This window comes from Microvirga flavescens (assembly GCF_003290125.1).
In the GTDB taxonomy this organism is placed as follows: domain Bacteria; phylum Pseudomonadota; class Alphaproteobacteria; order Rhizobiales; family Beijerinckiaceae; genus Microvirga; species Microvirga flavescens.
Genome location: NZ_QMKH01000007.1, coordinates 132,128 through 155,934 on the forward strand (window position 1 = coordinate 132,128; position 23,807 = coordinate 155,934).

General features: G+C 62.9%; 30 protein-coding genes. 10 read left to right on the plus strand and 20 right to left on the minus strand.

Going from position 1 to position 23,807, the window contains the following annotated elements; genetic code table 11:
* The first annotated feature begins 39 nt into the window (after positions 1–39).
* Positions 40–1,107 carry a phosphoribosylformylglycinamidine cyclo-ligase gene (gene purM, locus DQW91_RS13985; protein WP_112664257.1) on the plus strand — a complete coding sequence of 356 codons (1,068 nt, stop codon included), beginning with the start codon at positions 40–42 and terminating at the stop codon, positions 1,105–1,107.
* Positions 1,107–1,754 carry a phosphoribosylglycinamide formyltransferase gene (gene purN / locus DQW91_RS13990; RefSeq protein ID WP_112664258.1) on the plus strand — a complete coding sequence of 216 codons (648 nt, stop codon included), beginning with the start codon at positions 1,107–1,109 and terminating at the stop codon, positions 1,752–1,754. Before purM ends, purN begins: the two co-directional genes overlap by 1 nt.
* A 63-nt stretch (positions 1,755–1,817) precedes the next feature.
* Here purN and DQW91_RS13995 read toward each other — a convergent pair whose 3' ends face one another.
* The 3 genes from DQW91_RS13995 to ndk form a co-directional block, all read right to left on the minus strand.
* On the minus strand, positions 1,818–2,180 hold the full coding sequence (locus DQW91_RS13995; RefSeq protein WP_112664342.1) for a hypothetical protein: 363 nt from the start codon (positions 2,178–2,180) through the stop codon (positions 1,818–1,820).
* A 93-nt stretch (positions 2,181–2,273) separates the two neighbouring features.
* The gene (locus tag DQW91_RS14000; RefSeq protein ID WP_112664259.1) at positions 2,274–4,376 is read right to left on the minus strand and encodes a molybdopterin-containing oxidoreductase family protein; all 2,103 of its coding nucleotides are present in this window, start codon (positions 4,374–4,376) and stop codon (positions 2,274–2,276) included.
* Between the two features lie 84 nt (positions 4,377–4,460).
* Entirely contained in the window at positions 4,461–4,883 is a 423-nt protein-coding gene (ndk, locus tag DQW91_RS14005; RefSeq protein WP_112664260.1) for a nucleoside-diphosphate kinase, read from the minus strand.
* A 178-nt stretch (positions 4,884–5,061) separates the two neighbouring features.
* Here ndk and DQW91_RS14010 point away from each other — a divergent pair, with 178 nt between their 5' ends.
* The gene (locus DQW91_RS14010; protein ID WP_112664261.1) at positions 5,062–5,487 is read left to right on the plus strand and encodes a DUF2147 domain-containing protein; all 426 of its coding nucleotides are present in this window, start codon (positions 5,062–5,064) and stop codon (positions 5,485–5,487) included.
* A 10-nt stretch (positions 5,488–5,497) separates the two neighbouring features.
* On the opposite strand, the gene DQW91_RS14015 is transcribed toward DQW91_RS14010, so the two are convergent.
* Positions 5,498–6,406 (minus strand): LysR family transcriptional regulator, encoded by a 909-nt coding sequence (locus tag DQW91_RS14015; protein WP_245411039.1) that lies wholly within the window; start codon positions 6,404–6,406, stop codon positions 5,498–5,500.
* A gap of 90 nt (positions 6,407–6,496) precedes the next feature.
* Here DQW91_RS14015 and DQW91_RS14020 point away from each other — a divergent pair, with 90 nt between their 5' ends.
* Positions 6,497–7,513, plus strand: a complete 1,017-nt coding sequence (locus tag DQW91_RS14020) for an SDR family NAD(P)-dependent oxidoreductase (RefSeq protein ID WP_112664343.1) — start codon at positions 6,497–6,499, stop codon at positions 7,511–7,513.
* Positions 7,514–7,576: 63 nt separating this feature from the next.
* Positions 7,577–7,930, plus strand: coding sequence for a hypothetical protein (locus DQW91_RS14025; RefSeq protein WP_112664262.1), 354 nt, complete (start codon positions 7,577–7,579; stop codon positions 7,928–7,930).
* Between the two features lie 58 nt (positions 7,931–7,988).
* Here the strand turns inward: DQW91_RS14025 and DQW91_RS14030 are convergent, their stop codons facing one another.
* Positions 7,989–8,696 carry a glutathione S-transferase N-terminal domain-containing protein gene (locus DQW91_RS14030; RefSeq protein ID WP_112664263.1) on the minus strand — a complete coding sequence of 236 codons (708 nt, stop codon included), beginning with the start codon at positions 8,694–8,696 and terminating at the stop codon, positions 7,989–7,991.
* Positions 8,697–8,871: 175 nt separating this feature from the next.
* On the opposite strand from DQW91_RS14030, the gene DQW91_RS14035 reads away from it, so the two are divergent.
* The gene (locus DQW91_RS14035) at positions 8,872–9,117 is read left to right on the plus strand and encodes a hypothetical protein (RefSeq protein ID WP_157961453.1); all 246 of its coding nucleotides are present in this window, start codon (positions 8,872–8,874) and stop codon (positions 9,115–9,117) included.
* Between the two features lie 62 nt (positions 9,118–9,179).
* On the opposite strand, the gene DQW91_RS14040 is transcribed toward DQW91_RS14035, so the two are convergent.
* The 5 genes from DQW91_RS14040 to gatB form a co-directional block, all read right to left on the minus strand.
* Positions 9,180–9,638, minus strand: coding sequence for a GNAT family N-acetyltransferase (locus tag DQW91_RS14040; RefSeq protein ID WP_112664265.1), 459 nt, complete (start codon positions 9,636–9,638; stop codon positions 9,180–9,182).
* Positions 9,639–9,700: 62 nt separating this feature from the next.
* Positions 9,701–10,192: a GNAT family N-acetyltransferase gene (locus tag DQW91_RS14045; RefSeq protein ID WP_112664266.1), complete on the minus strand. Its 492-nt coding sequence runs from the start codon at positions 10,190–10,192 to the stop codon at positions 9,701–9,703.
* The gene (locus DQW91_RS14050; protein ID WP_112664267.1) at positions 10,192–10,836 is read right to left on the minus strand and encodes an SGNH/GDSL hydrolase family protein; all 645 of its coding nucleotides are present in this window, start codon (positions 10,834–10,836) and stop codon (positions 10,192–10,194) included. Before DQW91_RS14050 ends, DQW91_RS14045 begins: the two co-directional genes overlap by 1 nt.
* A 25-nt stretch (positions 10,837–10,861) precedes the next feature.
* Positions 10,862–11,557: an aspartate/glutamate racemase family protein gene (locus DQW91_RS14055; protein ID WP_112664268.1), complete on the minus strand. Its 696-nt coding sequence runs from the start codon at positions 11,555–11,557 to the stop codon at positions 10,862–10,864.
* Positions 11,558–11,672: 115 nt separating this feature from the next.
* A complete protein-coding gene (gatB, locus tag DQW91_RS14060; protein ID WP_112664269.1) occupies positions 11,673–13,145 on the minus strand; it encodes an Asp-tRNA(Asn)/Glu-tRNA(Gln) amidotransferase subunit GatB in 1,473 nt (490 codons plus the stop codon).
* Between the two features lie 82 nt (positions 13,146–13,227).
* Between gatB and DQW91_RS14065 the strand changes: the two genes are divergently transcribed.
* Both DQW91_RS14065 and DQW91_RS14070 read left to right on the plus strand, forming a co-directional pair.
* Complete coding sequence (locus tag DQW91_RS14065; RefSeq protein ID WP_157961454.1) at positions 13,228–13,659, plus strand: hypothetical protein; 432 nt, start codon at positions 13,228–13,230, stop codon at positions 13,657–13,659.
* 152 nt (positions 13,660–13,811) lie between these two features.
* Positions 13,812–14,525, plus strand: a complete 714-nt coding sequence (locus DQW91_RS14070) for an ArsR/SmtB family transcription factor (protein ID WP_112664271.1) — start codon at positions 13,812–13,814, stop codon at positions 14,523–14,525.
* 25 nt (positions 14,526–14,550) lie between these two features.
* On the opposite strand, the gene DQW91_RS14075 is transcribed toward DQW91_RS14070, so the two are convergent.
* The 5 genes from DQW91_RS14075 to DQW91_RS14095 form a co-directional block, all read right to left on the minus strand.
* Positions 14,551–15,678 (minus strand): DUF937 domain-containing protein, encoded by a 1,128-nt coding sequence (locus DQW91_RS14075; protein WP_112664272.1) that lies wholly within the window; start codon positions 15,676–15,678, stop codon positions 14,551–14,553.
* A gap of 228 nt (positions 15,679–15,906) precedes the next feature.
* Positions 15,907–16,200, minus strand: a complete 294-nt coding sequence (locus DQW91_RS14080; protein ID WP_112664273.1) for a hypothetical protein — start codon at positions 16,198–16,200, stop codon at positions 15,907–15,909.
* A 2-nt stretch (positions 16,201–16,202) separates the two neighbouring features.
* Positions 16,203–17,714: an Asp-tRNA(Asn)/Glu-tRNA(Gln) amidotransferase subunit GatA gene (gatA, locus tag DQW91_RS14085; protein ID WP_112664274.1), complete on the minus strand. Its 1,512-nt coding sequence runs from the start codon at positions 17,712–17,714 to the stop codon at positions 16,203–16,205.
* An 83-nt stretch (positions 17,715–17,797) separates the two neighbouring features.
* Positions 17,798–18,085, minus strand: coding sequence for an Asp-tRNA(Asn)/Glu-tRNA(Gln) amidotransferase subunit GatC (gene gatC / locus DQW91_RS14090; RefSeq protein ID WP_112664275.1), 288 nt, complete (start codon positions 18,083–18,085; stop codon positions 17,798–17,800).
* A 214-nt stretch (positions 18,086–18,299) separates the two neighbouring features.
* Positions 18,300–18,998, minus strand: coding sequence for a metal-dependent hydrolase (locus DQW91_RS14095; RefSeq protein WP_112664276.1), 699 nt, complete (start codon positions 18,996–18,998; stop codon positions 18,300–18,302).
* A 277-nt stretch (positions 18,999–19,275) separates the two neighbouring features.
* On the opposite strand from DQW91_RS14095, the gene ruvX reads away from it, so the two are divergent.
* Complete coding sequence (gene ruvX / locus DQW91_RS14100) at positions 19,276–19,830, plus strand: Holliday junction resolvase RuvX (protein WP_112664277.1); 555 nt, start codon at positions 19,276–19,278, stop codon at positions 19,828–19,830.
* A gap of 46 nt (positions 19,831–19,876) precedes the next feature.
* Here ruvX and DQW91_RS14105 read toward each other — a convergent pair whose 3' ends face one another.
* The 5 genes from DQW91_RS14105 to DQW91_RS14125 form a co-directional block, all read right to left on the minus strand.
* Positions 19,877–20,263 (minus strand): hypothetical protein, encoded by a 387-nt coding sequence (locus tag DQW91_RS14105; RefSeq protein ID WP_112664278.1) that lies wholly within the window; start codon positions 20,261–20,263, stop codon positions 19,877–19,879.
* A gap of 136 nt (positions 20,264–20,399) precedes the next feature.
* Positions 20,400–20,714 carry a hypothetical protein gene (locus DQW91_RS14110; RefSeq protein ID WP_112664279.1) on the minus strand — a complete coding sequence of 105 codons (315 nt, stop codon included), beginning with the start codon at positions 20,712–20,714 and terminating at the stop codon, positions 20,400–20,402.
* 158 nt (positions 20,715–20,872) lie between these two features.
* Positions 20,873–21,262: a PRC-barrel domain-containing protein gene (locus tag DQW91_RS14115; protein WP_112664280.1), complete on the minus strand. Its 390-nt coding sequence runs from the start codon at positions 21,260–21,262 to the stop codon at positions 20,873–20,875.
* A 148-nt stretch (positions 21,263–21,410) separates the two neighbouring features.
* On the minus strand, positions 21,411–21,905 hold the full coding sequence (locus DQW91_RS14120) for a copper chaperone PCu(A)C (protein WP_112664281.1): 495 nt from the start codon (positions 21,903–21,905) through the stop codon (positions 21,411–21,413).
* 109 nt (positions 21,906–22,014) lie between these two features.
* Positions 22,015–22,404, minus strand: coding sequence for a hypothetical protein (locus DQW91_RS14125; RefSeq protein ID WP_112664282.1), 390 nt, complete (start codon positions 22,402–22,404; stop codon positions 22,015–22,017).
* Between the two features lie 223 nt (positions 22,405–22,627).
* Between DQW91_RS14125 and DQW91_RS14130 the strand changes: the two genes are divergently transcribed.
* A complete protein-coding gene (locus tag DQW91_RS14130; protein WP_112664283.1) occupies positions 22,628–23,806 on the plus strand; it encodes a patatin-like phospholipase family protein in 1,179 nt (392 codons plus the stop codon).
* The last annotated feature ends 1 nt before the right edge of the window (position 23,807 follow it).

Sequence of the window (23,807 nt, forward strand, 5' to 3'; positions counted from 1 at the left end):
CTCTCTCGCCTTACTCCCCAACGCAAGACGAGGTGTGCCATGACCGAGAAGAAGACGAACGGCCTGACTTATGCCCAAGCGGGCGTCGACATCGACGCGGGCAACGACATGGTCGACCAGATCAAGCCCCTGGTGCGATCCACCCGCCGCCCCGGCGCGGATGCGGAGATCGGCGGTTTCGGTGGCCTTTTCGACCTCAAGGCTGCAGGCTTCAAGGACCCGATCCTCGTCGCTGCCAATGACGGGGTGGGCACCAAAGTCAAGATCGCCATCGATACCGGCATTCATGACACCATCGGCATCGATCTCGTCGCCATGTGCGTGAACGACATCATCGTTCAGGGGGCCGAGCCCCTGCTGTTTCTTGACTATTTCGCCACCGGCAAGCTCTCGCCGGAGGTGGGCGTGCATATCGTCAAGGGCATTGCGGAAGGCTGCCGCCTCGCCGGTTGCGCGCTGATCGGCGGCGAGACCGCCGAAATGCCGGGCCTCTACGCCAAGGGCGATTATGACCTCGCGGGCTTTGCGGTGGGCGCTGCCGAGCGCGGGACGCTCCTGCCGAAGGCGGTGAAGGCGGGCGACGTCCTCATCGGCCTGCCCTCCTCCGGCGTTCATTCCAACGGATTTTCGCTCGTGCGCCGCGTTGTCGAGCGCTCCGGCCTCGCCTGGACGGATGCCGCTCCCTTCGCGACGGGCAAGACTCTCGGCGAGGCTCTTCTGGAGCCGACGCGGATCTACGTGAAGTCGCTTCTCGCCACGCTGAAGGCGACGGACGGCATCAACGCTCTCTGCCACATCACGGGCGGCGGCTTTCCGGACAATATTCCGCGCGTTCTGTCCGACGGCATCGGCGTGCGGCTCGATCTCGACGCGATCCCCGTCCCGCCCGTCTTCGGCTGGCTCAGCCGGACCGGCGGCGTGGTGGAAAGCGAAATGCTGCGCACCTTCAATTGCGGCATTGGCATGATCGTCTTCGCCGCCGCCGACAAGGCGGACGAGGTGATGAAGCAGCTTCAGAACGCGGGCGAAAAGCCGATCCGCATCGGCGAGGCTATCACCCATGACGGCGGCGAGCAGGTCCAGACCTCGGGACGTTTGAAACTCTGATGACCCGCCGCCGCATCGCCATTCTGATTTCCGGACGCGGATCGAACATGACCTCGCTTATCGAGGCCGCCCGCGCCCCGGATTTTCCGGGTGAGATCGCCCTCGTTCTGTCCAATCGCCCGGGCGTGGCAGGATTGGCGCGAGCTCAGGAAGCCGGGATCGCCACGCTCGCCATCGACCACAAGGTCTTTTCTCGTCGCGAGGGCTTCGAGGAAGAACTGGACCACGCCCTTCGCGATCACGCCATCGACATCATCTGCCTCGCGGGCTTCATGCGCGTGCTCACGCCGTGGTTCGTGGAGCGCTGGACGGGCCGGATGATCAACATCCACCCCTCTCTCCTGCCGCTCTTCCGTGGCGTCCACACGCACCAGCGGGCACTCGCCGAAGGCGTGCTCGTGCACGGCTGCACGGTGCATTTCGTGGTGCCGGAACTCGACGCGGGCCCGATCATCGCCCAGGCCGCCGTGCCGGTGGTGCCGGGCGATACGGAAGAAACCCTCGCCGCGCGCGTGCTGGCGCAGGAGCACATCATCTACCCGCAGGCCCTGCGCATGATCTGCGACGGTCACGCGCGGCTGGAAGGTGACCGCACGGTTTTCGCAAAAGGCTGGAACGCGGGCGGCGCGCTGCGCTCTCCGGCTTGAGCCCCCCAAAAAGCACATGGCCGGGACGAGCCCGGCCATGACTTCATGTAATCGTCGTGACGCTCAGATCGTCGGGCGCTGGAGCTTGCAGGCGTCGATGGCGCTGAGCGCCTTGGTGCGGGCTCCGTCATCGAACACGCCGGTATCGCGATAGGTCTGCACTTCCTCGGTGCTGAGCGAGCGCATGGTGCGTCCCGCATAGCAATCGCACTTGCGCCCGAAGGAGGCCTCATCAGCACTCTGGATCTTGGCCTGCGTGACGGCGCAGGCACGGCGCACGCGGGCCGTCAGCTCGCTCATGCTCTCCGTCTTCAGCGCGGGGTCCACTTGATACATCGTCGGCGTATTGGAGGCCGAGGCGAGAGCGACGGTTGCGGAGGCCGCAACGGCGAAAGCGGCCAGCGCCGCGCGGATGACGGAAGTCATGGAAACGCTCCAAGCAAGAAGAAAAGCATACAAGCTTTAAGGATAGGCTCGGTCCACGCCGGTCAAGGGCCCGGGTTGAAACAGGCTTAAGGCTTAAGTAACGGCGGGCTCTTCCTTGACCAGCGCCACGCGATTGTCGTGGAAGGCCGCGCCGCCGTAAGGCGCGACCTGATCCGCCCCGGTCAGCGTATTGATGCCCCGGCCGAAGGGATGGGCCGCATTCGGCCAGATCGATTCCGCGATCAGCACACCCCGCCGCACACCGTCATAGTGGCGGGCGCGCAGGAAGACCTCGCCGCGCGCATTCGCCAGCTTCACCCAATCGCCATCCGCGATGCCGTGCGGCTCGGCATCCAGCGGGTGGATCATCACCTCCGGCCTTCCCTCCTTCGCCTGAGATGTCGGGGTTTCCGTGAAGGTGGAATTGAGGAAATTGCGCGCGGGACTCGTGGCGAGACGGAAGGGGTAATCCGGCGTCGCCTCCTCGATCACGCCCCAATGGTCAGGCAGCGCCGGAATATCGGCCCACGGCCCCATCGGCCCATCGTTCTTGGAAGGAACCTTCGTCCAGTCCGGCCTGAAACGGAACTTGCCGTCCTTGTAGCCGAAGCCGTCGAGATAATGCGCCTCGCGGAAAGAGGGCTGCGCGTCGATATGGACCTGTTCTTCCAGATTCTCGATGGTGCCCCAGCCGGAATTCTGCAGCGTCCAGTCGATGATCTCGCGCGGCTCCATCTCGAAGCCGCGATGCTGCGCACCCACGCGCCGCGCGAGCTCGCGCACCACCTCATGGTTGGAACGGCATTCCCCGGGCGGCTCGACGAGCTTCAATCCGAGTTGGAAATATTGATGCCCGCCGCCCTGATAGAAGTCGTCATGCTCCATGAACATGGTCGCGGGCAGAACGATGTCCGCCATCAGTGCGGTTTCTGTCATGAACTGCTCGTGGACGCACACGAACAGATCCTCGCGGGCAAAGCCTGCCTTCACCAGCTCCTGCTCGGGCGCTACGGAGACAGGGTTGGTGTTCTGGATCAGCATCGCCGTCACCGGCCCGCCATGGCGCAGGGCTTGCGGCTCCCCAGTCAGCACGCGCCCGATCTGCGATTGATCGAGCTGGCGGATCGCGGGGTCGCGCACGTCGAGCCCTTCGATCAGCGTCTTGTTCCAATGATAGATCGCGCCGTTGTTGTGGAAAGCGCCGCCGCCTTCATATTGCCAGCACCCCGTCACCGCCGCGATGCAGGAGGCCGCGTGCATGTTGATCGCGCCGTTGCGCTGACGGCCAAAACCGTAGCCGAGGCGGAAATACGTGCGTTTCGTCTCGCCTACGAGTTTTGCGAAAGCCTCGATCTCTTCCACCGAAAGGCCCGTGATCGCGGCGGCCCAGGCGGGATCGCGGGTGCGCAGATGCGCTTCCAGATCGCGCGGGCAATCGGTGTAGCGCTCGAGATAATCCCAATCCGCATAACCATCGCGGAACAGAACATGCATGACGGCGCAGGCGAGCGCGCCGTCGGTGCCCGGCTTCACGAGAAGCGCCATGTCGGCCTGCTTCATCGTGGCGTTCATGTAGATGTCGATGGCGACGATCTTCGCGCCGCGTTCCTTGCGGGCGCGGGCGGCGTGCGTCATCACGTTGACCTGCGTGTGAACAGGGTTCGTGCCCCAGATCACCACGCAATCCGACAGCGCCATCTCGCGCGGATCAGGGCCCGCGAGCTTGCCCGTGCCGGCGATGTAGCCGGTCCAGGCCATCGTGGTGCAGATCGTCGAATACTGGCCGGAATAGTTCTTCACGTTGCGCAGGCGGTTGATGCCGTCACGCATCACGAAGCCCATCGTGCCCGCATAGTAGTAGGGCCAGACGGACCCGGCGCCGAAATCCTGCTCGGCCTCCAGAAATTTCCGCGCCACGATGTCGAGCGCCTCATCCCAGGAGATGCGCTCGAACTGGCCCGACCCTTTCGGGCCGATGCGGCGCAGCGGATGGAGGAGCCGGTCGGGATGATGAATCCGCTCCGCATAACGCGCCACTTTCGCGCAGATGACGCCCGCCGTGTAGCGGTTCGACTGCGCACCGTGCACGCGCCCGATGGTCTTGCCCTCGATCACCTCGACATTGAGCGAGCACGAGGATGGACAATCGTGCGGGCACACGGAAGGGCGATGTTCGATGCGGGGGGCCTGATTCATGGCCGGCATGATGGGGGAGAGGCCGGAAAATGAAAAGGCCGCCCGGAGGCGGCCTTAGGAAGCAGTCGGCAAAGACAGCCTGCCTTAGCCGACGATCTCGTTGCCCGAGAAGAACTGGGCGATCTCGATCTTGGCGTTCTCGGCGCTGTCGGAGCCGTGAACCGAGTTTTCGCCGATGGACTTGGCGTAGAGCTTGCGGATCGTGCCTTCCGCGGCGCTCTCGGGGTTCGTGGCGCCCATCACCTCACGGTAGCGGGCAATGGCGTTGTCGCCCTGGAGAACCTGCACGACGACCGGGCCGGAAACCATGAAATCGACGAGTTCGCCGAAGAAGGGGCGCTCCTTGTGGACCGCGTAGAAGGTCTCGGCCTCGCGGCGGGTCATGAGAATGCGCTTCTGCGCCACGATGCGCAGGCCGGCCTTCTCGATGACGGCATTGACGGCGCCGGTCAGGTTACGCTCGGTCGCGTCGGGCTTGATGATGGAGAAGGTGCGCTCGATAGCCATGAGAAACTCGCTGTTTTGCGGGAAAATTCGTTGAAAGTGGCGCGCTTATAGCGGTGGGGCCGCTAGGCCTCAAGGCTTTTCGGGACACGCGGTTAAAGGCCGTGTTGGAAAGAGCCGCCATCTCCCCTACTTTGTTACGCGACCGGCCCATTGAAGAGGCCGGCATCGGGAGTGAAAGATGAAATCTGCCAGCCTCTTGGCTCTCGCGGCCCCTTTGGCCGCCCTGAGCTTTTTCGTAGCGTCCCCCTCGGCCCAAGCGCAGTCAGCGGACCCCAGCGGAACCTATTTGAGCGAAAGCGGCGAAACCCGCGTGAAGATCGCCAAATGCGGGCCGGTCTATTGCGGCACCATTCTCAGCGTCTCAGGGGAGCCCAAGGACGTGAACAACGCCGATCCAACCTTAAGGTCCCGCAATCTCGTCGGCATCCAGATGATCTCCGACATCGAGCCCGCCGGGGAAGGGTTTTCGGGCCAGCTCTACAATTACAAGGACGGCAAGACCTATACCGGCAAGATGAGCTTTCAGGGCCAGGCCATGAAGCTCTCCGGCTGCGTCTTCGGGGGACTGATCTGCAAGACGCAGACCTGGTCGAAGGTGAATTGAGGAAAGCGGCTCAGCCCCAGTCACCGCGCCCTTGGGCATAGGCGGCCATCGACGCCGCCAAATGCTGGAACATGGCATGAATTCGCCGGCTTGCGCGCAAGTCCCTGTGCATTGCGATCCAGGTTTCCATGCTGGGGCGGAATGCTTCCGGGAACAGATGCACCAGATCCGGCTCCCGCCGGGCTATGCCGATCTGGCAGATGCCGATACCAAACCCTGCGCGGATGGCCGCGAGTTGAGCAAGGTGGCTGTCCGCCCGCAGCGAGAAACGGTCGCGGCGCAGGATTGTCCCGAGCTCGCGAATGTCGTCGATGCTGACCTCTTCCTGATCGAAGCCGATCAGGGCATGCCCTTCCAGATCATTAAAGGTCTGCGGATATCCCCTCGCGTCGAGATAGCGTCTGTGGGCATGAAAGCCGAGACCGATGCCGCCGACGCTCCGGACCAGCAGGGAGCCCTGGCTCGGGCGAGCCATGCGGATCGCGATGTCGGCATCGCGGCGGAGAAGATCCTCCATCCGGTTGGACAGGGACAATTCTATTGAAACCTCGGGATGGCTTTGTGCGAAAGCCGTCAAAATGGGCGGCAGCACCTCCACGCCGATCACCTCGCTCGCCGTGATCCTCACCGCGCCTCGCATTTCACCAGCGTTGCCAGATGCCGTTCGCACAAGAGCCTGCGCGGCGGATGACATGGCTTCCACGTGGGGCAAAATCCCCCGCGCGGCATCGGTCGGCATCAGACCACGCTGAGAACGGGTAAAAAGCGGCTTGCCGAGCGTCGTCTCCAGCCGATCGATATGATGTCCGATGGTCGGCTGGGTGAGTCCAAGGCTGCGTGCGGCGGCGGAAAGGCTACCCTCGCGCATGACGGCGAGAAAGGAACGGCAGAATTCCCAATCCAGTGTATCGAGCATCATAAATTTCTTTATAACTATCTAAAATATTATAGCAATTTTCTTTAGCCTCACACCAACCGATAACTCCCTCCGCGATTAATGGAGGTTCCCATGACGGATGAACGGATGGCGCTGGTTATCGGTGCGACTGGCGGTATCGGAGGTGAGGCTGCGCGGGCACTGCTGCGTCATGGATGGCGGGTCCGAGCCCTCACCCGCAGGCCAGAGGACGCCGTGCGGCGTTTCGCGTCGCTGGGAGCGATCGAATGGGTCAGGGGCGATGCCCTGGATCGGGAGAGCGTGATTGCAGCAGCCGATGGCGTGCAACTGATCGTCCACGCAGCCAACCCGCCGCAATATCGTGATTGGCCAAAGCTGGTCCTGCCCATGTTGAACAACTCGATTGCGGCAGCAGAGGCGTCAGGCGCGCGAATCTTTCTGCCGGGCACGGTCTATAACTTCTCTGCCGACAGCCACACCTTGCTCACGGAAGCCACGCCCCAAACGGCAACGACCCGTAAGGGCAAGATCCGCATCGACATGGAAGACGCACTGAAAGCGGCCAGCGCGCGTGGTGTTCGCACGCTCATCATCCGGGCGGGCGATTTTTTCGGTCCACATACGGGAAATAGCTGGTTCTCTCAGGGACTGATCCAGCCCGGAAAGCCCGTCCGTTCAATCACCGACCCGGGCCGGCCCGGCGTTGGGCATGCGTGGGCCTACCTGCCCGACGTGGGCGAAACCCTCGCGCGGATCATGGAACGTGAAAACTCCCTGTCCGACTTCGAGGTGTTTCACTTCGGCGGACATTGGTGCGACACCGGCAATGAATTCGCGGAAGTCATCGGGCGCGTGACCGGCAACCCGAAGCTCCCTGTCCGCAGACTTCCGTGGCTTGCCGTCGGCGCGGCGTCGTTCTTTGTGCCGCTGATGCGGGAATTGTGGGAGATGCGCTACCTGTGGCGCGTTCCGGTGCGGCTCGACAACCGCAAGCTCCTTGCCTTCCTTGGCCACGAACCGCACACGCCCCTGGACGAGGCGATCCGCACGTCATTGGCCGGGCTCGGCTGCCTGCCGGATCGCAGTGCCGCGCCGCTCGGCATGGAGACACCTAGACACACGTCTTAGGAGAACCCCTCTCGACCTGAAGTTGAAGCAATGTTACGCCCCTGCAAAACTAAGTGGCGTAATATGCGTAAATCCATTCTGATCCTGTTCTTGAGTCTGCTCTGTCTGCCCGCGCAGGCCGCAGAATGCTCCGCGCCCATGCGCGAGCGTTGGTCGTCGACCATCGGAGAGGTCCTCGATATCGCACGGCAACTCATGCGCGCGCGGGATATGGGAGAGGCTTACGACATGGCCGGCATTTGCCGGGCGAAAAAGAGAATGCCGACCCTGGTGGCGACCGCCAACGAGTATTTTCCCGCGTGCGACCCTATGAGCGCTCCTCGGGAGCTTGCGGGCATTCAGCGGCTGGAGACCACTATGGCCCGCTTCGACTGCTCGAAATTTCAGGAAGTGTCTGAGAGCAGAAAGAAGAAATAGCCTTTTCCTGACGGGACGATCCCGGACCGGGGAACGGTCCGGGGCAATTGCCGGGATCTTATCGCGCCTTCTGGCCGAACAGCATGGCCCGAACCGCCGGGTCCTGCATATCGGTCGACCCACGGCTTTCAGCGTTGACTTCAAGGCCTCGCTGCACGGCCGGGCGCGCAAGGACGCGCTCGAGCCAGGCCTTCACGTTCGGGAAATCCTCGATGTTCTGGCCCTGGCGCTCCCAGAGCTTCGCCCAGCCGACGATGGCCATGTCGGCGATGGAATATTCGCCCGCCACGAAATCCCGATCGGCGAGACGTTTGTTCAGCACGCCGTAGAGGCGGTTCGTCTCGTTGGTGTAGCGCTCGATGGCGTAAGGCACCTTTTCCGGCGCATAGATGCGGAAATGATGGGTCTGGCCGAGCATGGGGCCGAAGCCGCCCATCTGCCAGAACAGCCATTGCTCAACCTCGACGCGCTGGCGTTCGTCCTGCGGGTAGAACTTGCCCGTCTTGCGTCCGAGATATTGCAGGATCGCCCCGGATTCGAAGACCGAGATCGGCTTGCCGTCCGGCCCGTTCGGATCGACGATGGCGGGCATCTTGTTGTTCGGGGAAATCGCCAGGAATTCCGGCGTGAACTGGTCGCCCTTGCCGATGTTCACGAGGTGAACCGCGTAGGGAAGCCCGCATTCCTCGAGCATGATGGAAATCTTCCATCCGTTCGGGGTCGGCCAATAGTAAAGGTCGATGGGCTGTTGCGTTGAAGCCGCCATGAAAAACCTCTCAACGTTCGGGCGTCGAAGTTAGGACATAAGAGCGACAGGAACACTACTCCAGAGCCTGAATGCGGTGGATAGGACGCATGGCTCCCGAGACTCCCTTGCATGTTTCACTATTTCAGAATGGAATGCGCCGAAGCCTCGAGTTCGCAGGCGCATGGGAGTTTTCATGACGAACCGCATCCTTCAGACCATCCTTGCCGCGACGGCGGCAATTGCTCTCGCCGGACCCGCAATGGCGGAAACCAAGCCGAAGAAGGAGCCGACCGCCGGCCAGCTCGCCGCCCGCGAGCGCATGAACAAGTGCAGCGCCGAGTGGAAGGACGCCAAGGCCGGCGGCAAGGTCGCCAAGGATGCGAAGTGGCCGAAGTTCTGGAGCGAGTGCAACACGCGCCTGAAGGCCGGCAAGGCCTAAGCGGCATTTCCAGCATCACGCATTCAAGCCCGGTCGGCGGTAGCGCCGGTCGGGCTTTTTCGTCAGAGCTTCTTCTTGAAGCCCTCGTGACTGCGCGAGAAGCCGATGCGCTCGTAGAAGCGGTGGGCGTCCTTGCGGGTCTTGTTGGACGTGAGTTCCAGCATCGCCGCGCCGCGCTGGCGCGCCACCTCTTCCGCATGAGCCATCATGCGCGCGCCGATGCCCTGCGAGCGTTCGCTGGCGCGGACCTTCACGCTCTCCACCTTCACCCGCAACGCGCCGCGCCCCGTGAGGTTGGGAATGAAGGTGAGCTGGAACGTGCCGACGACTACGCCCTCCGCCACCGCCACGAACAACAGATTATCGGGGCTCGCGCCGATGGCGGCGAAAGCCTTCTCGTATGCGGGCACGTTCGCGGGCGTCCAGGCATCGCCATGGGCGCCCAGTTCATCTTCCTCATGCAGTCGGATGATCGCTTCGAGATCGTCCCTGCCCGCCCGCCGCATGAGAAGCGCCGCCATGTCTTTTTCCTCTGTTGCTCTTCGCGATACGGATGAGTTCGGCGTCGCGGACTTGCCGGCTGTCAGAATGTCTTGTCGAACCGGATTTCCGACGTGTTGGAAATATCGCCGATCTCGCGCGAACCTTCGGCGCGCACGTAGCCGAGACGCTCATAGAGCCGGTGCGCATCGGTGAAGCGCGTGTCCGACCAGAAGAGCATGCGATGCGCACCCCGCGCTTTCGCGTAATCCTCGACAAGGCGCACAAGCGCGACGCCGAGCCCCTTGCGGCGCTGGTCGGGGCGCACATAGAGCCGATGCAGCTCCCCCGCGCCCTCTTCGGGAAAGTCCACCGCCGCGCAGGCGCAGATGCGGCCCCGCTCATCCTCCAGCACCCAGAACGCCCCGCCCCTTCCGGCGAACGACGATCCGGGTTCGCGCAAATCGCGCAGGTCGTCATGCGGGTCGACGAAGCAGCCCGGATATTCCGCGAAGCACAGCGCGAAGAGACCGAACAGGTCCTGCGCATCGCTGTCGGCGGCAGGGCGCATGGGAAGAGAGGGGGACGCGTTCATCAGGCCTGTTTTCCTTCGGTATCCATCTCCGCAATCTTGCGTTCGAGCATGTCGCGCATGAGGCGATAGGCGGGCGGGGAGAGATGAATGCCGTCAATCGTCGCGCCCGCTTTCGCGTTGCGGTCGGGCGTGCTCAAGGCGCCATGCAGATCGATGACGCCATGTCCGTGATGGGTTGCGATCTGCACGACCTCGCGGGCTAGCGCGTGCATGGCCTCGCCCGAATAATAGCCCGTCAGGCGCTTGCCCTGCTCCACCGGCGGCGGCGTGATCGCGATCAGCCGCACGCCTGACGCCGAGAAGAGCCGCACGGTTTTCTCATAGAGCGTTGCGACGGTCGCGAGATATTCCTCGCCGCGTCCCTGCTTGGCATCGTTCGTGCCCACAAGAAGGGCCGCGAGGCGGGGCTTCGCGACGGTGAGCAGACGCTCGACCTTCGGCTCGAGCGCCTCCGTCCAGATGCCGGAATAGCCTGCATTGACGACGGCGTGGGAGCCGACGCTGTTCCAGTAAAAACCTTCGACGATGGAATCGCCGATGAAGAGCAGGCTCTCGGGACCCGCCACGCCGATATGCGATCCGATGACGATGTCGCGGATCAGCCAATGCGATGCGAAGGGATTGGGTTGCGCGTTCACCGGCATTTGGAGCTATCCGTTCCGCCCTCGTTCAAGCAAGAGCAAAATCAACCGCTGAGGCAGCGTGCAGAAGCGTGGAATCGAAGACAGGAAGATCAATATCCTCCTGACCGATGAGCATCGTGATTTCCGTGCATCCCATGATCACGCCGTCCGCGCCGTTCTCACGCCGCAGGCGCTCGATTTCGGTCAGATACGCGCTTTTGGAGGCGTCATTGACGATACCCTTGCACAGCTCGTCGTAGATCACATTGTGAACGAGGTCGCGGCCCGCGTCATCGGGAATGACGACATCGAGTCCGAAATTTCGGCGCAACCGTTCCTTGTAGAAATCCTGCTCCATCGTGAAACGCGTCGCGAGAAGAACGGGGCGCTTGACCTGTGCGCCAACCACGGCCCTCGCCGTCGCATCGGCGATGTGAAGAAGGGGGATACCCGTCGCGGCCTGCACGTCATCGGCCATGCGGTGCATGGTGTTCGTGCAGATCAGAAAAGCGTCCGCCCCGCCCTGTTCGAGCCGCTTCGCCGCATCGATCATCAGAGCAGCGGCCCCTTGCCAGTCGCCCGCGTGCTGACGCTCGGCAATCTGCGCAAAATCGAAGGACCAGAGCAACAACGATGCGGAGTGAAGACCACCGAGGCGCTTGCGCGTCATCTCGTTGATATGGCGATAGTAGAGCGCGGTGCTTTCCCAGCTCATTCCGCCTATCAGACCAAGCGTCTTCATTCCGTCTCCTCAGCGAGGCCCCACAATGAAATCGGCGCGCATGACGGCGTCGATATGAACGAAAGGGCCGCGCGCATAAATTGCGCCACGGCCCTTTCGCAATCCAGCGAAATCCTCACTCGATTCCGAGCTTGGACTTCAAAAGATCGTTCACGGCCTGCGGGTTGGCCTTGCCACCGGTGGACTTCATGACCTGACCGACGAACCAGCCGAGCAAAGTGGGCTTCGCCTTCGCCTGCTCCACCTTGTCCGGGTTGGCGGCGATGATTTCGTCGATGGCCTTTTCGATGGCCCCTGTATCGGTGACCTGCTTCATGCCGCGCGCTTCCACGATCTGGCGCGGATCGCCGCCCTCGTTGAAGACGATCTCGAACAGGTCCTTGGCGATCTTGCCGGAGATCACGCCCTCGCCGATGAGGTCGACAATCGCGCCGAGCTGCGCGGCGGAAACGGGCGAGGTCGCGATATCCTTGCCTTCCTTGTTCAGGCGGCCGAACAACTCGTTGATGACCCAGTTCGCTGCGGCCTTGCCGTCACGGCCCTTGGCGACTTCCTCGAAGAAATCGGCGGAAGAGCGCTCGGCGACGAGCACGCCCGCATCATAGGTCGACAGGCCGTAAGTGGAAACGAAGCGTGCCTTCTTGGCGTCCGGCAGTTCCGGCAAATCCTTCGCCAGCACGTCCACATAAGCCTGGTCGAATTCCAACGGCAGCAGGTCCGGATCGGGGAAGTAGCGATAATCGTGCGCCTCTTCCTTCGAGCGCATGGAACGCGTCTCGCCCTTGCCGGGATCGAACAGGCGCGTTTCCTGATCGATGGAGCCGCCATCCTCGATGATACCGATCTGACGGCGCGCCTCGTACTCGATGGCCTGGCCGATGAAGCGGATGGAGTTGACGTTCTTGATCTCGCAGCGCGTGCCGAGCGGCTCGCCGGGGCGGCGCACGGAGACGTTCACGTCCGCGCGCAGGTTGCCCTTTTCCATGTCGCCGTCGCAGGTGCCGAGATAGCGCAGGATCGTGCGCAGCTTCGTCACGTAGGCCTTCGCCTCTTCCGACGAGCGCAGATCGGGCCGCGAGACAATTTCCATCAGCGCGACGCCGGAGCGGTTGAGGTCCACGAAGCTCATGGTGGGGTGAAGGTCGTGGATCGACTTGCCCGCGTCCTGCTCCAGATGCAGGCGCTCGATGCCGACGGTGATGGTCTCCGTGTCGGAGACATCGACGATCACCTCGCCCTCGCCCACGATGGGGCTCTTGAACTGGCTGATCTGGTAGCCCTGCGGCAGATCCGGGTAGAAATAGTTCTTCCGGTCGAACACGCTGCGGTGGTTGATCTGCGCCTTCAGGCCGAGGCCCGTGCGGATGGCCTGGCGGACGCATTCCTCGTTGATGACAGGAAGCATACCGGGCATCGCCGCATCTACGAGCGAAACGTGGCTGTTCGGATCGCCGCCGAAGGCGGTGGAAGCGCCGGAAAACAGCTTCGCCTGGCTGGTCACCTGGGCGTGGATTTCCATGCCGATGACAATTTCCCAATCGCCTGTCGCGCCCTTGATGAGCTTCTTCGGATTGACCGGAGCGTTCATGCCGCCTCGCGCCTCAAAATGTCGTTGTTCCATGACCGGAGTAAGTGCCATCGCCCGCCCCGGTCAACCCCTTTCAACCTGAATGAATGTTCAGACAAGGGAGAAATCAGGGCAGTATTTTTCAGTAATATTTTCCATCGTTGAGGCTATCCAGTCACGCTTTCATGAAACCGCTCTGGATGTGAAGCGTTTATCTCATGTTCGCAAGTTAAGAAAGTCAACAATGCCGACGGACCGCGACCCGAATATCTATGACAAAGACCGTTATATATCCGATCCAGACAGCCGTGGATCCAACACACTCGCCTATATGATTGGCGGACTTGTGATTGCCCTCGGCCTTCTTGCTTTTCTTTTCTATGGCGGGAGCAATCGTGAAGTGACCACGACCGGCAGCACCACAGCGCCGTCTCAAACCGCTCCGACGGTTCCAATGCCGAACAAACCTCTGGCTCCGCCGGCCTCGCCCCTGAGCCCGCCGGCCTCCCCGGCCAACCCCACGGCTCCCCAATAGATTGAGGCAAGCTTTCTTCACAAAAGGGCCCGGACTGGAACCGGGCCCTTTTGCGCATCTCTGCGTCGTCTCAGATTCAATCCCCCAACACTTCGGTCGCCGCCGAAACGTTCTGGGCTGCAAGGCGCGGGGAAGCGGCGTAGGATCGGGGCATGACGACACTCGTTTCAGGCATCGTGCTCGCGGAAATCGCCGCTTCCATCGGGGATGTCTCCCGCGCCAACATTCTCTCCGCGCTGATGGATGGGCGTGCGCTCACCGCAAGCGAACTGGCGTGGCACGCCAATGTCAGCGCGCAGACCGCGAGCGGCCACCTCGCGAAACTGGTTGAGACGTCGCTGCTCGCTGTCGAGAAGCAGGGCCGTCACCGCTATTATCGTCTGGCCTCGCCGGAGGTCGCGCACGCCATCGAAGCCCTGATGGCCGTGGCCTCCGCTGGACCCAAGCGCTACCGCCCCGTCGGCCCCAAGGATACGGCGTTGCGCAACGCGCGTACTTGCTACGATCACCTTGCCGGGCGTCTCGGCATCGCCGTCACGGATGCCCTGACTTCCAGGAACTACGTCGTCCTCTCGGATAGCGCGGGCGCCGTCACCGAGGCCGGCCACCGATTTCTCTGCGACATGGGAATCGATCTGGCGGAACCGGGCCACAAGCGCGCCCTGTGCCGAACCTGCCTCGACTGGAGCGAGCGCCGCCCCCATCTTGCCGGGCGTCTCGGAGCGGCATTGTGCACACACATGTTCGAGCGGGGGTGGATCGAGCGCATCAAGGACACGCGCGCGCTCAAGGTGACGGCCCTCGGGAAGAATGAGCTCAAGGAGTTCTTCGGCATCGAGGAACAAATCGATGCCGGCCTGAGGTAGGTCGGCATCGATCCAGAGCTGCCGATCAGCCCGCTGTCTTGGCCAGTCCGTCGAGTTTGAGCCGGAGCGAGTCGATAGTGGGCTTGGCCACTTCCGCCACGCCCGGGGTTGCCAGAACCCTGTTGAAGAGCTCGTCCAGCTGTGGGCGATTATTGACGATCACTGTCACGAACGCCGCCTTGCTGCCAGCGGGAAGCTGGATGGCGAGGTTGTTGACCCGGTCGAGCTGGGTCGCGGCGTCCTGAAGCTTCGGCAAGGCAAGCCTTGCCGAATCCACATCGGTCATGCCCGCAAGGGTCTGGCGCAGGGTACCGACGGTAGTCTGGACCGTCGATCCGAGATCCACCGAACCGACGATGAGGCTCGGCGGCGTCACGGATTGGGTCGTGGTCGGGATTTGTGCGGTCTGGGTCGTTCGGGTCTGCTGCGCCACCTCGGTCGTGGGGCGGGAGAAGTACCACCAGCCCAAAGCGAGCAGGGCTATCGCAGGAAGGGCCCAGGCCCACGCCGGCGTGCCGGAGGCGGCGGGCCGCTTGATGGTTCGATCGACGGTTTCGTAGCTCATCGGACGGGCTGCGGTTTTGGCGGCTTGCCCTGCGGCGGCCCCGAGGCCGGAGAGCAGTCCCGTTCCGCTCAGGAGGTCGGAGAAGCCTGAAGGCAACGCGCGGGCAATATCGGCCTTCTGGGAGGTCAGCAGTTGCGACAGGCCGGATGAATCAAGCCCCGATGCATTCTTCTGCTGTCCGAGCACGCCCATGACGATAGGGGTCAAAAGGCCGAGCAAGGCCCCTCCCGTTCCCGAGCCGAGCCCGGCAAACTTACCGACAGCGGTTTCAAGCGCCGAAGCGGAGCTGCCGCCCAAAAGGGAGGATAACATGCCGCTCCCGCTTTCGATCAGGTTCTTCTGGCCGGATCCGCCGATCATGTCGGCGATCATGTTGAGGCCTCCCGGCTGCTGGGAGACTGCGTCGAACAGCCTTCGCGAGCCATCCGGCGTGGAGGCGACACCGGTCAGGCTGGCCAGGATGCCGGGCACAGCGGCGGTAAGTGCCTTTCCGATTTGGGTTTTATCGATCCCGAGTGCGGAGGAAATTCTGGCGATGACGTCAGGGGTCAGGAATTGCGTCACCAGCGAAACGAGATTGGTGTTCATTGAGGGCACTCCCGTGTGTCGAGAGTTTCCACGGGATTCATGAGCTGAATCGTGGAAACACGAATTGATTGCCCCCGCCTTCTGCCGACCGGCATTGCAGAAACGATGGTGCGGGAAATTCGGTTCCTCATTCCCTCCAATTGGTCACGCCCATACGCGCAAGGACGCCCGGCCCTCGCAGGAGAGCGCGGGAGTTATGAAACACCTTGGCTGAGGAAAGATTCGGGCCTATCGCCCCGAGAGCCGCCGCGCGGCATAGCCCGCGCTTGCCCAGATGACGGCCGCAACGGTCCTGATCGGCAGGAGCGTCGGCGCATCCGCGCCGATGGGGGCGATCCACGGCAACCCGGTGTTGTGGATCAGCCATGAGGTCACGACGGACACGGCCAACGCCGCGATAGCCGCGATGAAGACCTTGCCGAATTGCGTCGCTCGCCACCCGAGCCAGATCGCCACGGCGATCAGGACAGGGTCGAACGCGCCGAGAAGCCAGACGTGAAGCGGGACGGAAGGAGCCGCCACCCTTACCACCAGGCCTTCGGCAGGCTGATGCGGCCGGCGGCGTTCTCAATCACCTGACCGACGGCGAAAAGCGTCTCCTCGTCGAAGGCGCGGCCGATGAGCTGGAGGCCGAGGGGCAGACCCTGTGAGTCGAGACCGGCGGGCACCGCGAGGCCGGGAAGGCCCGCCATGTTCACGGTCACCGTGAAGATGTCGTTGAGATACATCTCCACCGGATCGCCCGAGCCCTTCTCACCGATGCCGAAGGCGGCGGACGGCGTTGCGGGGGTGAGGATGGCGTGGACGCCCGACGCATAAACCTTCTCGAAGTCCTGCTTGATGAGCGTGCGGATCTTCTGCGCGCGGACGTAGTAGGCGTCGTAATAGCCCGCCGAGAGCACGTAGGTGCCGATCATGATGCGGCGCTTGACCTCGCGGCCGAAGCCTTCGGCGCGGGTTTTCTCGTACATGTCCGCGATGTCCTTACCCGGAACGCGCAGGCCGTAGCGCACGCCGTCGTAACGGGCGAGGTTCGAGGAAGCTTCCGCAGGCGCGACGATGTAGTAAGCCGGAAGCGCGTATTTCGTGTGCGGCAGCGAAACATCAACGATTTCGGCGCCGGCCTCACGCAGCCACTGGATGCCCTGCTCCCAGAGCTTCTCGATCTCAGGCGCCATGCCATCGACGCGGTATTCCTTCGGAATGCCGATCTTCAGGCCCTTCACGCCACGCGAGACGGCAGCCTCGAAATCCGGCACCGGCAGATCGACGCAGGTCGTGTCCTTGGCGTCCGGACCGGACATGGAGCGCAGCATGATCGCGGCATCGCGCACGGTGCGGGCAATCGGCCCGGCCTGATCGAGGGACGAGGCGAAGGCCACCGTGCCCCAGCGGGAGCAACGGCCATAAGTCGGCTTGATGCCGACGGTGCCGGTGAAGGCTGCAGGCTGACGGATGGAGCCGCCCGTGTCCGTCGCCGTCGCGCCAAGGCACAGATGCGCCGCGACAGCCGCCGCCGAGCCGCCCGAGGAGCCGCCGGGAACGAGGTGCGCGCCCTCGACGGCGCCCGATGCGCCAGCGCCCACATTCGAACCCTGACGTCGCCAGGGCGACACAACCGGGCCGAAGGCGCTGGTTTCGTTGGACGAGCCCATCGCGAACTCGTCCATGTTGAGCTTGCCGAGCATCACCGCGCCGTCGTTCCAGAGGTTCTGGGTGACGGTCGACTCATAGGATGGCTTGAAGGTCTTGAGGATGTTGGAGCCGGCGGTGGACACAACGTCCTTGGTGCAGAACAGGTCCTTGATGCCAAGGGGAATGCCTTCCAGCGGACGCGCCTCGCCCTTGGCGATCTTCTCGTCGGAGGCCTTGGCCATGGCGAGCGCCTGTTCCGGCGTCTCCAGCACATAGGCGTTGAGCGCCCTCGCCTTCTCGATGGCCGCGATGTGGGCCTTAGCGATCTCGGTCGCGGAGAAGGTCTTGGCCTTCAGGCCGTCGCGGGCCTCAGTAAGGGTGAGATGGGTGAGTTCGGTCACGGGCTTGATCTTTCAATCAGCGTCTTGGCCGGGCGGTCCCGGCCATCCACGCCTTGTTCCTGACGGGATGGTGAGGCTCGAGGCTACTCGACCACCTTAGGCACGACGAAGAAGTGATCCTCCGTCACGGGGGCGTTGCGGACGATATCGTCGACGATCCCGCCATCGGTGACGCCGTCCTGGCGCTTCTTCATCGCCATCGGGGTCACGGACGTCATGGGTTCCACGCCGTCCACATTCACTTCGTTGAGTTGCTCGACGAAGGAGAGAATGGCGTTCAGTTCGCCCTGAAGGTGGGGAACGTCCTGCTCCGTCACTGCAATGCGTGCCAGCCGCGCGATGCGCCGGACCGTGTTCTGATCGACCGACATGGATGGCCAACCCCTTTTGTGTGCGTTTCGGCGGCTATAACACCCGGCCGCCTCAAGGGGCAATGTCGGAGTGTCACGGTTTCTCAATCCTCATCCTGAGGAGCCGCGCCAGCGGCGTCTCGAAGGAGGTTCCAGCGCGCACTGAAGACGCCTCGCCCTTCGAGACGGCCTGACGGCCTCCTCAGGGTGAGGCTATTTAAAAGTCACGCTTCCCTCAAATCCTCACGCCGACCGTCTTATGCGGCACGATGACCTGCGTGCCCTTGCCGTCGAGGGCCGCAACGAAGCGGTCGGCGTTGGGCAGAATCATCGGGAATGAGCCGTAGTGGCAGGGAATGGCCGCCTTGAGCTTGAAGTACCGCTGCACGGCGAGCGCGGCGACCTCCGGCCCCATCGTGAAGCGGTCGCCGATGGGGACCAGCGCCACGTCGGGCTGATGGATCTCGGCGATCAGGCCCATGTCCCCGAAGATGTCCGTGTCGCCCATGTGGTAGACCGTCGGCTCGCCGGGAGCCTTGACGATAATGCCGTTGGCGCTGCCGAGGGGAAAGTTCACCCCCATTTCCACGAGGCCCGCCGAATGGTCGGCCCTGACCAGCGTGACGCTGAAGCCGCCCTGCTCCGTGGTGCCGCCGGTGTTCATGGGGTCGAACTTCTCGAGCCCCTGCGAGGCGAAATACATGCACAGGTCGAAATTCGTGACGACGGTCGCGCCGGTCTTCTTGGCGATGTCGAGGGTATCGCCCACATGATCGCCGTGGCCGTGGGTGACGAGGATATGCGTCACGCCTTCGGTGGCCTTGTCCCTGCTGCCCTCGAAGGCGGGATTTCCGGTGAAGAAGGGATCGATCAGCACGACCTTGTCGGCGAAATCGAGCCTGAACGCGGAATGGCCGAACCAGGTGATCTTCATGCGCGGATCCTCGAGCTTGGGTTGAGGTCACAAATGGGGTGACCGGCGGGCGTGACTATATGCAGAACCGGAAAAGGCCGCAGGGATCAAGTCTCATCCCCTCTCTGGATCTTTCGCCGCCGTTCTGGCACTTCACAGATCCGGGAGGCGGATGCGCCAGGCTTCGAATCGTTGCCGTGCGAGGAGAGTTGGACCAGCCTCCTTTCAAAGAAACATCGCCTGAGCGCTCCCGAGGCGACCTCGCATCGAGGAAGTGGGGAACGAGGAGGCCTGTTCCATGACCGCCAAGGACAACGAATTGCTCAAGCTGATCGAGCAATTGCCGCCGAGGGCGCGCCTGATAGGCGTCGATCTCGGCACCAAGACCATCGGCCTCGCCTTGTCCGACATCGAGCGGCGGATCGCGACACCACTGGAGACGATCAAGCGCGTCAAGTTCACGCCGGATGCGCAGCGCATCAAGGAGCTGATCGAGCAGCACGACGTGGGCGGGCTCGTCATCGGCCTGCCGCTGAACATGGACGGCACGGAGGGCCCGCGCTCGCAGGCGACGCGGGCCTTCGCGCGCAACCTCGCCCCGCTGATTTCAAGACCGATCATGTTCTGGGACGAGCGCCTGTCCACGGTGGCCGTGACCCGCACCTTGCTCGACGCGGACACCTCTCGCGCCAAGCGCGCGGAGGCGGTGGACAAGATGGCGGCGGCCTACATCCTGCAGGGCGCGCTCGACCGTTATGAGCGGCTATGCGCCGAGCAGGAGGAATTATCCGACGAGTTCCTGACCGATACGGATGTGGAAACGCCGCCCACAGGCGGCGCTCTCGATCTCTAAGGGCGTTCCAAAAAGAAACGGCGGGTCGAAACCCGCCGTCTGAAGCTTAGAAGCCGTGCGTCTTGTTCCAGGTGCGGACGCGCTCTTTCTGGATTTCCTTCTGATTACGGCGGTAATCCTTCACGTAATCCTTGGCCGCTTCCTTGTCATAGTAGTAGCCGGGCGGCGGCGGAGCGCGGCGATAGCCATAGCGCGGCGGCGGGCCGTAATAGGCCGGCGGGGGTGGCGGCGGATAATAGGCGCGCGGCGGCGGGCCGTAATAGACCGGCGGAGGCGGCGGCGGCTCGTCGTCGAAGAACAGGAACTGAACGTCCTGGACAACCGGTCCCCATCCCGCCGAACCGGCGGCGGAAACGGGCGCGGCCTGAGCGCCGAGGCTCGCGAAGGTGAGCCCCGCGGCAACGGTGCCGGCAATCCACATGCCAAGTTTCATTTCGTCGTCTCCTCGCGCGAATCATGAGGTCATGACCGCGAATTGTGGATTTGTAGCTACACCAGCACTGTTGAACGAGTGATGAATTAATTGTTCAGGTTGGTCGGCAAAAAACCCTCCCCGGAGGCCGCGCACCCTAGAAGCCGTTGGCCTTGTTCCAGGCGCGGATCTGCTCCTTCTGGATCTCTTTCTGCGTCTCGCGGTAGTCCTTGACTGCCTCCTTCGCCGCCTCCTTGTCGTAGTAATAGAGGGACGGCGGCGGCGGATGATAGACGTACCGGCGTGGAGCCGGTCGGCGCTCCTCCTCTTCATCCTGGTAGACGATGTATTGTGCCCTCTGTGACGATCCTCCTGAAGAGATGGCTTCGACCGGAATAGTCCTGGGCTGCGCGCAAGCTGTCAGGAGTGTTCCAGCGGCGAAAGCGCAGGCAAGCAAGACCTCTTGCTTCATGGTCTTCTCTTTATGTGTTCTTGTCTTTTCGTGCGATCAAAGCCGCTCACGGCCTCGCAACGCTTTTCCGTTACGACTACGTCGTTGAACCGCGCATGAATCGAGCATTCATGAAAGCGTGAGCCGGAATGAAAAGCCCGAAGATTTAGAGAGGTCTGTCACATCCCCCAGTAGTACGGCATTCGCCAGTAATCGTGCAGCTCGCGCTCCCGCTCCCGGTCGGACCAGTCGTAGTCCCGCCCCGTGTCACGATAGAAGTCCGGAGCGCCGCTCAATTCCTCCTCGGTGATGTCGGTGCGATAGCCGCCGAGGCTGGTGTCGTATTTCAGCTTGGCCCAGGGGATGGTGTAGGCCTCCTCCCCAAGCCCGAGAAAGCCCCCGAAGGTCATGACCGCATAAGCGACCTTGCCCGTTTCCTTCTCGATCATCAGCCGGTCGACGGTTCCGATCTTGTGGCCATTCGGATCAAAGACCTTCGTGCCCTCGACACGGTCGCTGTCGATCAAAGGATTTGCCGAGACGGATTGACTCGCTGCCAGCGTTGCCATTGCCCAATCTCCTCTCACTGTGTGCCCGGGAGAAGCGCGTGAATGGCAGAGGGTTCCCGACATGCGGCACTAAGTTTTTCGCGGCACGGCACCCCAAAAGCAAAGAAGGCCCCGTTCCAACGGGGCCTTCCTGATACGCATCCGGAGATCAGTGCTTCATATCCTTGTGCTCACTCCCACCGGGGCTTCCCATCCCTTCCACGGCGAATTGCACCTGCACCGTACCCGCCTTCTCAAAAGTGAGCGTGCCCTGGAATGCCTCGCCCTCCTTGATGGGCTTTTTCAGGTCCATGAGCATGAGGTGGTAAGAGCCGGGCTTGAATGTGACGGAGCCCTTGGCCGGGACAGCGATGCCGTTCGGCAAATGGCGCATGGTCATCGTGCCGTTGTTCACCGCCATTTCGTGGATCTCGGTGCGCCCTGCGATTTCAGCGCTCACCGCGATCAGGCGATCTTCCGTATCGCCCTCATTCTTGATGGTGAGATAGCCGCCGCCGACCTGCGCGCCGGCGGGCGTGGCCCGTGACCAGGGATGCTTGATCTCGAGGGATCCGACTTTGAACTCGTGCGCCAGTGCGCCCTGCGCGGCCACGAGGAGGAATGCGCCGGCAAGGGCGGCACGGGAGAGAGACTTGTTGAACATGGTTTGCTCCGCATGAGCAGGTGCCTTGCGTTTCGAAACGCGCAGCACCGGAAAAGAATGATTGGTTGAGAATGTCCGGCCCCGGCATGGCGGCAGGACGATAGCGGCCTTAGCCCCTCAACGGCGGAGCGCGCGGATTGCCCGGCGTACGGAAAGAGATCGCGACGACCTGATGATCCCGCACGGGGATCGCGGCGGCGGACGCGACGATGGGAAGATCGAGAAACGTGACGAACTGAGGCGGTGGCGCAAGCGCCGAGCCGAACATGCCGCAGCCGAGAATGCAGCAATTGGGAAGATGCGTCTTTCCCGAAGACGCATCCCCATCCTGTTGGGCCACAGGGTTGGTGAGGCAGAGAACGGCGTGGGCATCGCCCGTCTGCAAGGGGGCGGCCGCACTTCCAAGCGTCAGGCCGACGAGCAGCGTCTGGACGGCAATAAGATAGGCCGCGGCAACCGCGACCCATGACGCCCATCCCTTTTTGCGCTGCGCTGCCACGCCGTGCGCCCCTTTTCGTGTTTCGTCATAGAAGAGGACTGTCGCATACCGGCATCGCCAGCTTTTCTCAAGCGTCCGCGCCGCGCTGCGTCACACAGGACAAGATGCCTCACCCTGCCACTGTGAGCCTGCATCGTCATTGACCTTTTGCCCATGGGCCCATTTCATGGGGGCTTAACGTTCCGGCGATCATTCAGGAGGGCGGGCAGCCGCTGAGAACCTCATGGTGGCAACGCGACTGAAGAAAGATCATCGGAACGCCAAGCGCCCGCCCTTCGAGTGCATCGCCCTGCTGCTTCAGGGTGGCGGCGCGCTCGGCGCTTATCAGGGCGGCGTTTATGAAGCCCTCACGGAAGCGAACCTCCATCCCGATTGGGTCACCGGTATTTCCATCGGCGCGGTGAACGCGGCAATCATCGCGGGCAATGCGCCCTCTGAGCGGGTCGCCAACCTGCGCAAGTTCTGGGAGACGGTGAGCGACCAGCCGGAACTCGACCCGTTCACGGAAACCTGGCACAGCATCTTTCAGGGCGACACGGCGCGCACCGCGGTCAACCAGTTCAACGCGGCGACGGCCCTGCTCAAGGGCGTGCCGGGCTTTTTCGAGCCGCGTGTCCCCTCCCCCTGGCTGGTGCCGCCCGGCTCGCCCAACGCGACGAGCTATTACGATACGAGCATTCTCAGGAGCACGCTCGAGTCGCTCGTCGATTTCGACCGCATCAATCGGGATGAAAATACGCGGCTGGCGCTCGGCACGGTCAACGTGCGCACAGGCAACTTCGTTTACTTCGACAGCCACACGCACAACATCGGGCCTCAGCATGTCATGGCGAGCGGAGCCCTTCCGCCGGGGTTTCCGGCTGTCGAGATCGACGGCGAGTTCTTTTGGGATGGCGGCCTGGTTTCCAACACGCCGCTGCAATGGGTGACGCAGGTCAGCGGCTCGCGCCTCGACACCCTCGTCTTCCAGGTCGATTTGTGGAACGCGCGTGGAGAGATCCCGCGTGATCTCGGCGAGGTCGCCGTGCGGCAAAAGGAAATTCAGTTCTCCAGCCGCACACGCGCCAACACGGACGAATTCAAGCGATTGCAGCAGCTTCGCGTTGCTCTCGCCAGCCTTCTGGAACAACTGCCGCCGGAACTCGCCACGAGCGACGAGGCTAGGCTCCTGCGCCCTGCCGCCGACAGGAAGGTCTACAACATCGTTCACCTCATCTACCGCTCACGCCAATACGAGCGGCAGTTCAAGGATTACGAGTTTTCACGCCTCAGCATGGAGGAGCACTGGCGCGCGGGCTACAACGATGCGGTGCGTACGCTGCGCCATCCTGAAATCTTCGAACGCCCGAGCACGCACGACGGCGTCGCGACGTTCGATTGCGCGCAGAGCGGTGTGGACTGAC

Excerpts from the sequence above, each read along its gene's own strand:
- purM (WP_112664257.1), top strand. The coding sequence starts at position 40 with ATGACCGAGAAGAAGACGAACGGCCTGACTTATGCCCAAGCGGGCGTC.
- purN (WP_112664258.1), top strand. The coding sequence starts at position 1,107 with ATGACCCGCCGCCGCATCGCCATTCTGATTTCCGGACGCGGATCGAAC.
- DQW91_RS13995 (WP_112664342.1), bottom strand. The coding sequence starts at position 2,180 with ATGACTTCCGTCATCCGCGCGGCGCTGGCCGCTTTCGCCGTTGCGGCC.
- DQW91_RS14000 (WP_112664259.1), bottom strand. The coding sequence starts at position 4,376 with ATGAATCAGGCCCCCCGCATCGAACATCGCCCTTCCGTGTGCCCGCAC.
- ndk (WP_112664260.1), bottom strand. The coding sequence starts at position 4,883 with ATGGCTATCGAGCGCACCTTCTCCATCATCAAGCCCGACGCGACCGAG.
- DQW91_RS14010 (WP_112664261.1), top strand. The coding sequence starts at position 5,062 with ATGAAATCTGCCAGCCTCTTGGCTCTCGCGGCCCCTTTGGCCGCCCTG.
- DQW91_RS14015 (WP_245411039.1), bottom strand. The coding sequence starts at position 6,406 with ATGATGCTCGATACACTGGATTGGGAATTCTGCCGTTCCTTTCTCGCC.
- DQW91_RS14020 (WP_112664343.1), top strand. The coding sequence starts at position 6,497 with ATGACGGATGAACGGATGGCGCTGGTTATCGGTGCGACTGGCGGTATC.
- DQW91_RS14025 (WP_112664262.1), top strand. The coding sequence starts at position 7,577 with ATGCGTAAATCCATTCTGATCCTGTTCTTGAGTCTGCTCTGTCTGCCC.
- DQW91_RS14030 (WP_112664263.1), bottom strand. The coding sequence starts at position 8,696 with ATGGCGGCTTCAACGCAACAGCCCATCGACCTTTACTATTGGCCGACC.
- DQW91_RS14035 (WP_157961453.1), top strand. The coding sequence starts at position 8,872 with ATGACGAACCGCATCCTTCAGACCATCCTTGCCGCGACGGCGGCAATT.
- DQW91_RS14040 (WP_112664265.1), bottom strand. The coding sequence starts at position 9,638 with ATGGCGGCGCTTCTCATGCGGCGGGCGGGCAGGGACGATCTCGAAGCG.
- DQW91_RS14045 (WP_112664266.1), bottom strand. The coding sequence starts at position 10,192 with ATGAACGCGTCCCCCTCTCTTCCCATGCGCCCTGCCGCCGACAGCGAT.
- DQW91_RS14050 (WP_112664267.1), bottom strand. The coding sequence starts at position 10,836 with ATGCCGGTGAACGCGCAACCCAATCCCTTCGCATCGCATTGGCTGATC.
- DQW91_RS14055 (WP_112664268.1), bottom strand. The coding sequence starts at position 11,557 with ATGAAGACGCTTGGTCTGATAGGCGGAATGAGCTGGGAAAGCACCGCG.
- gatB (WP_112664269.1), bottom strand. The coding sequence starts at position 13,145 with ATGAACGCTCCGGTCAATCCGAAGAAGCTCATCAAGGGCGCGACAGGC.
- DQW91_RS14065 (WP_157961454.1), top strand. The coding sequence starts at position 13,228 with ATGAATGTTCAGACAAGGGAGAAATCAGGGCAGTATTTTTCAGTAATA.
- DQW91_RS14070 (WP_112664271.1), top strand. The coding sequence starts at position 13,812 with ATGACGACACTCGTTTCAGGCATCGTGCTCGCGGAAATCGCCGCTTCC.
- DQW91_RS14075 (WP_112664272.1), bottom strand. The coding sequence starts at position 15,678 with ATGAACACCAATCTCGTTTCGCTGGTGACGCAATTCCTGACCCCTGAC.
- gatC (WP_112664275.1), bottom strand. The coding sequence starts at position 18,085 with ATGTCGGTCGATCAGAACACGGTCCGGCGCATCGCGCGGCTGGCACGC.
- DQW91_RS14095 (WP_112664276.1), bottom strand. The coding sequence starts at position 18,998 with ATGAAGATCACCTGGTTCGGCCATTCCGCGTTCAGGCTCGATTTCGCC.
- ruvX (WP_112664277.1), top strand. The coding sequence starts at position 19,276 with ATGACCGCCAAGGACAACGAATTGCTCAAGCTGATCGAGCAATTGCCG.
- DQW91_RS14105 (WP_112664278.1), bottom strand. The coding sequence starts at position 20,263 with ATGAAACTTGGCATGTGGATTGCCGGCACCGTTGCCGCGGGGCTCACC.
- DQW91_RS14110 (WP_112664279.1), bottom strand. The coding sequence starts at position 20,714 with ATGAAGCAAGAGGTCTTGCTTGCCTGCGCTTTCGCCGCTGGAACACTC.
- DQW91_RS14115 (WP_112664280.1), bottom strand. The coding sequence starts at position 21,262 with ATGGCAACGCTGGCAGCGAGTCAATCCGTCTCGGCAAATCCTTTGATC.
- DQW91_RS14120 (WP_112664281.1), bottom strand. The coding sequence starts at position 21,905 with ATGTTCAACAAGTCTCTCTCCCGTGCCGCCCTTGCCGGCGCATTCCTC.
- DQW91_RS14130 (WP_112664283.1), top strand. The coding sequence starts at position 22,628 with ATGGTGGCAACGCGACTGAAGAAAGATCATCGGAACGCCAAGCGCCCG.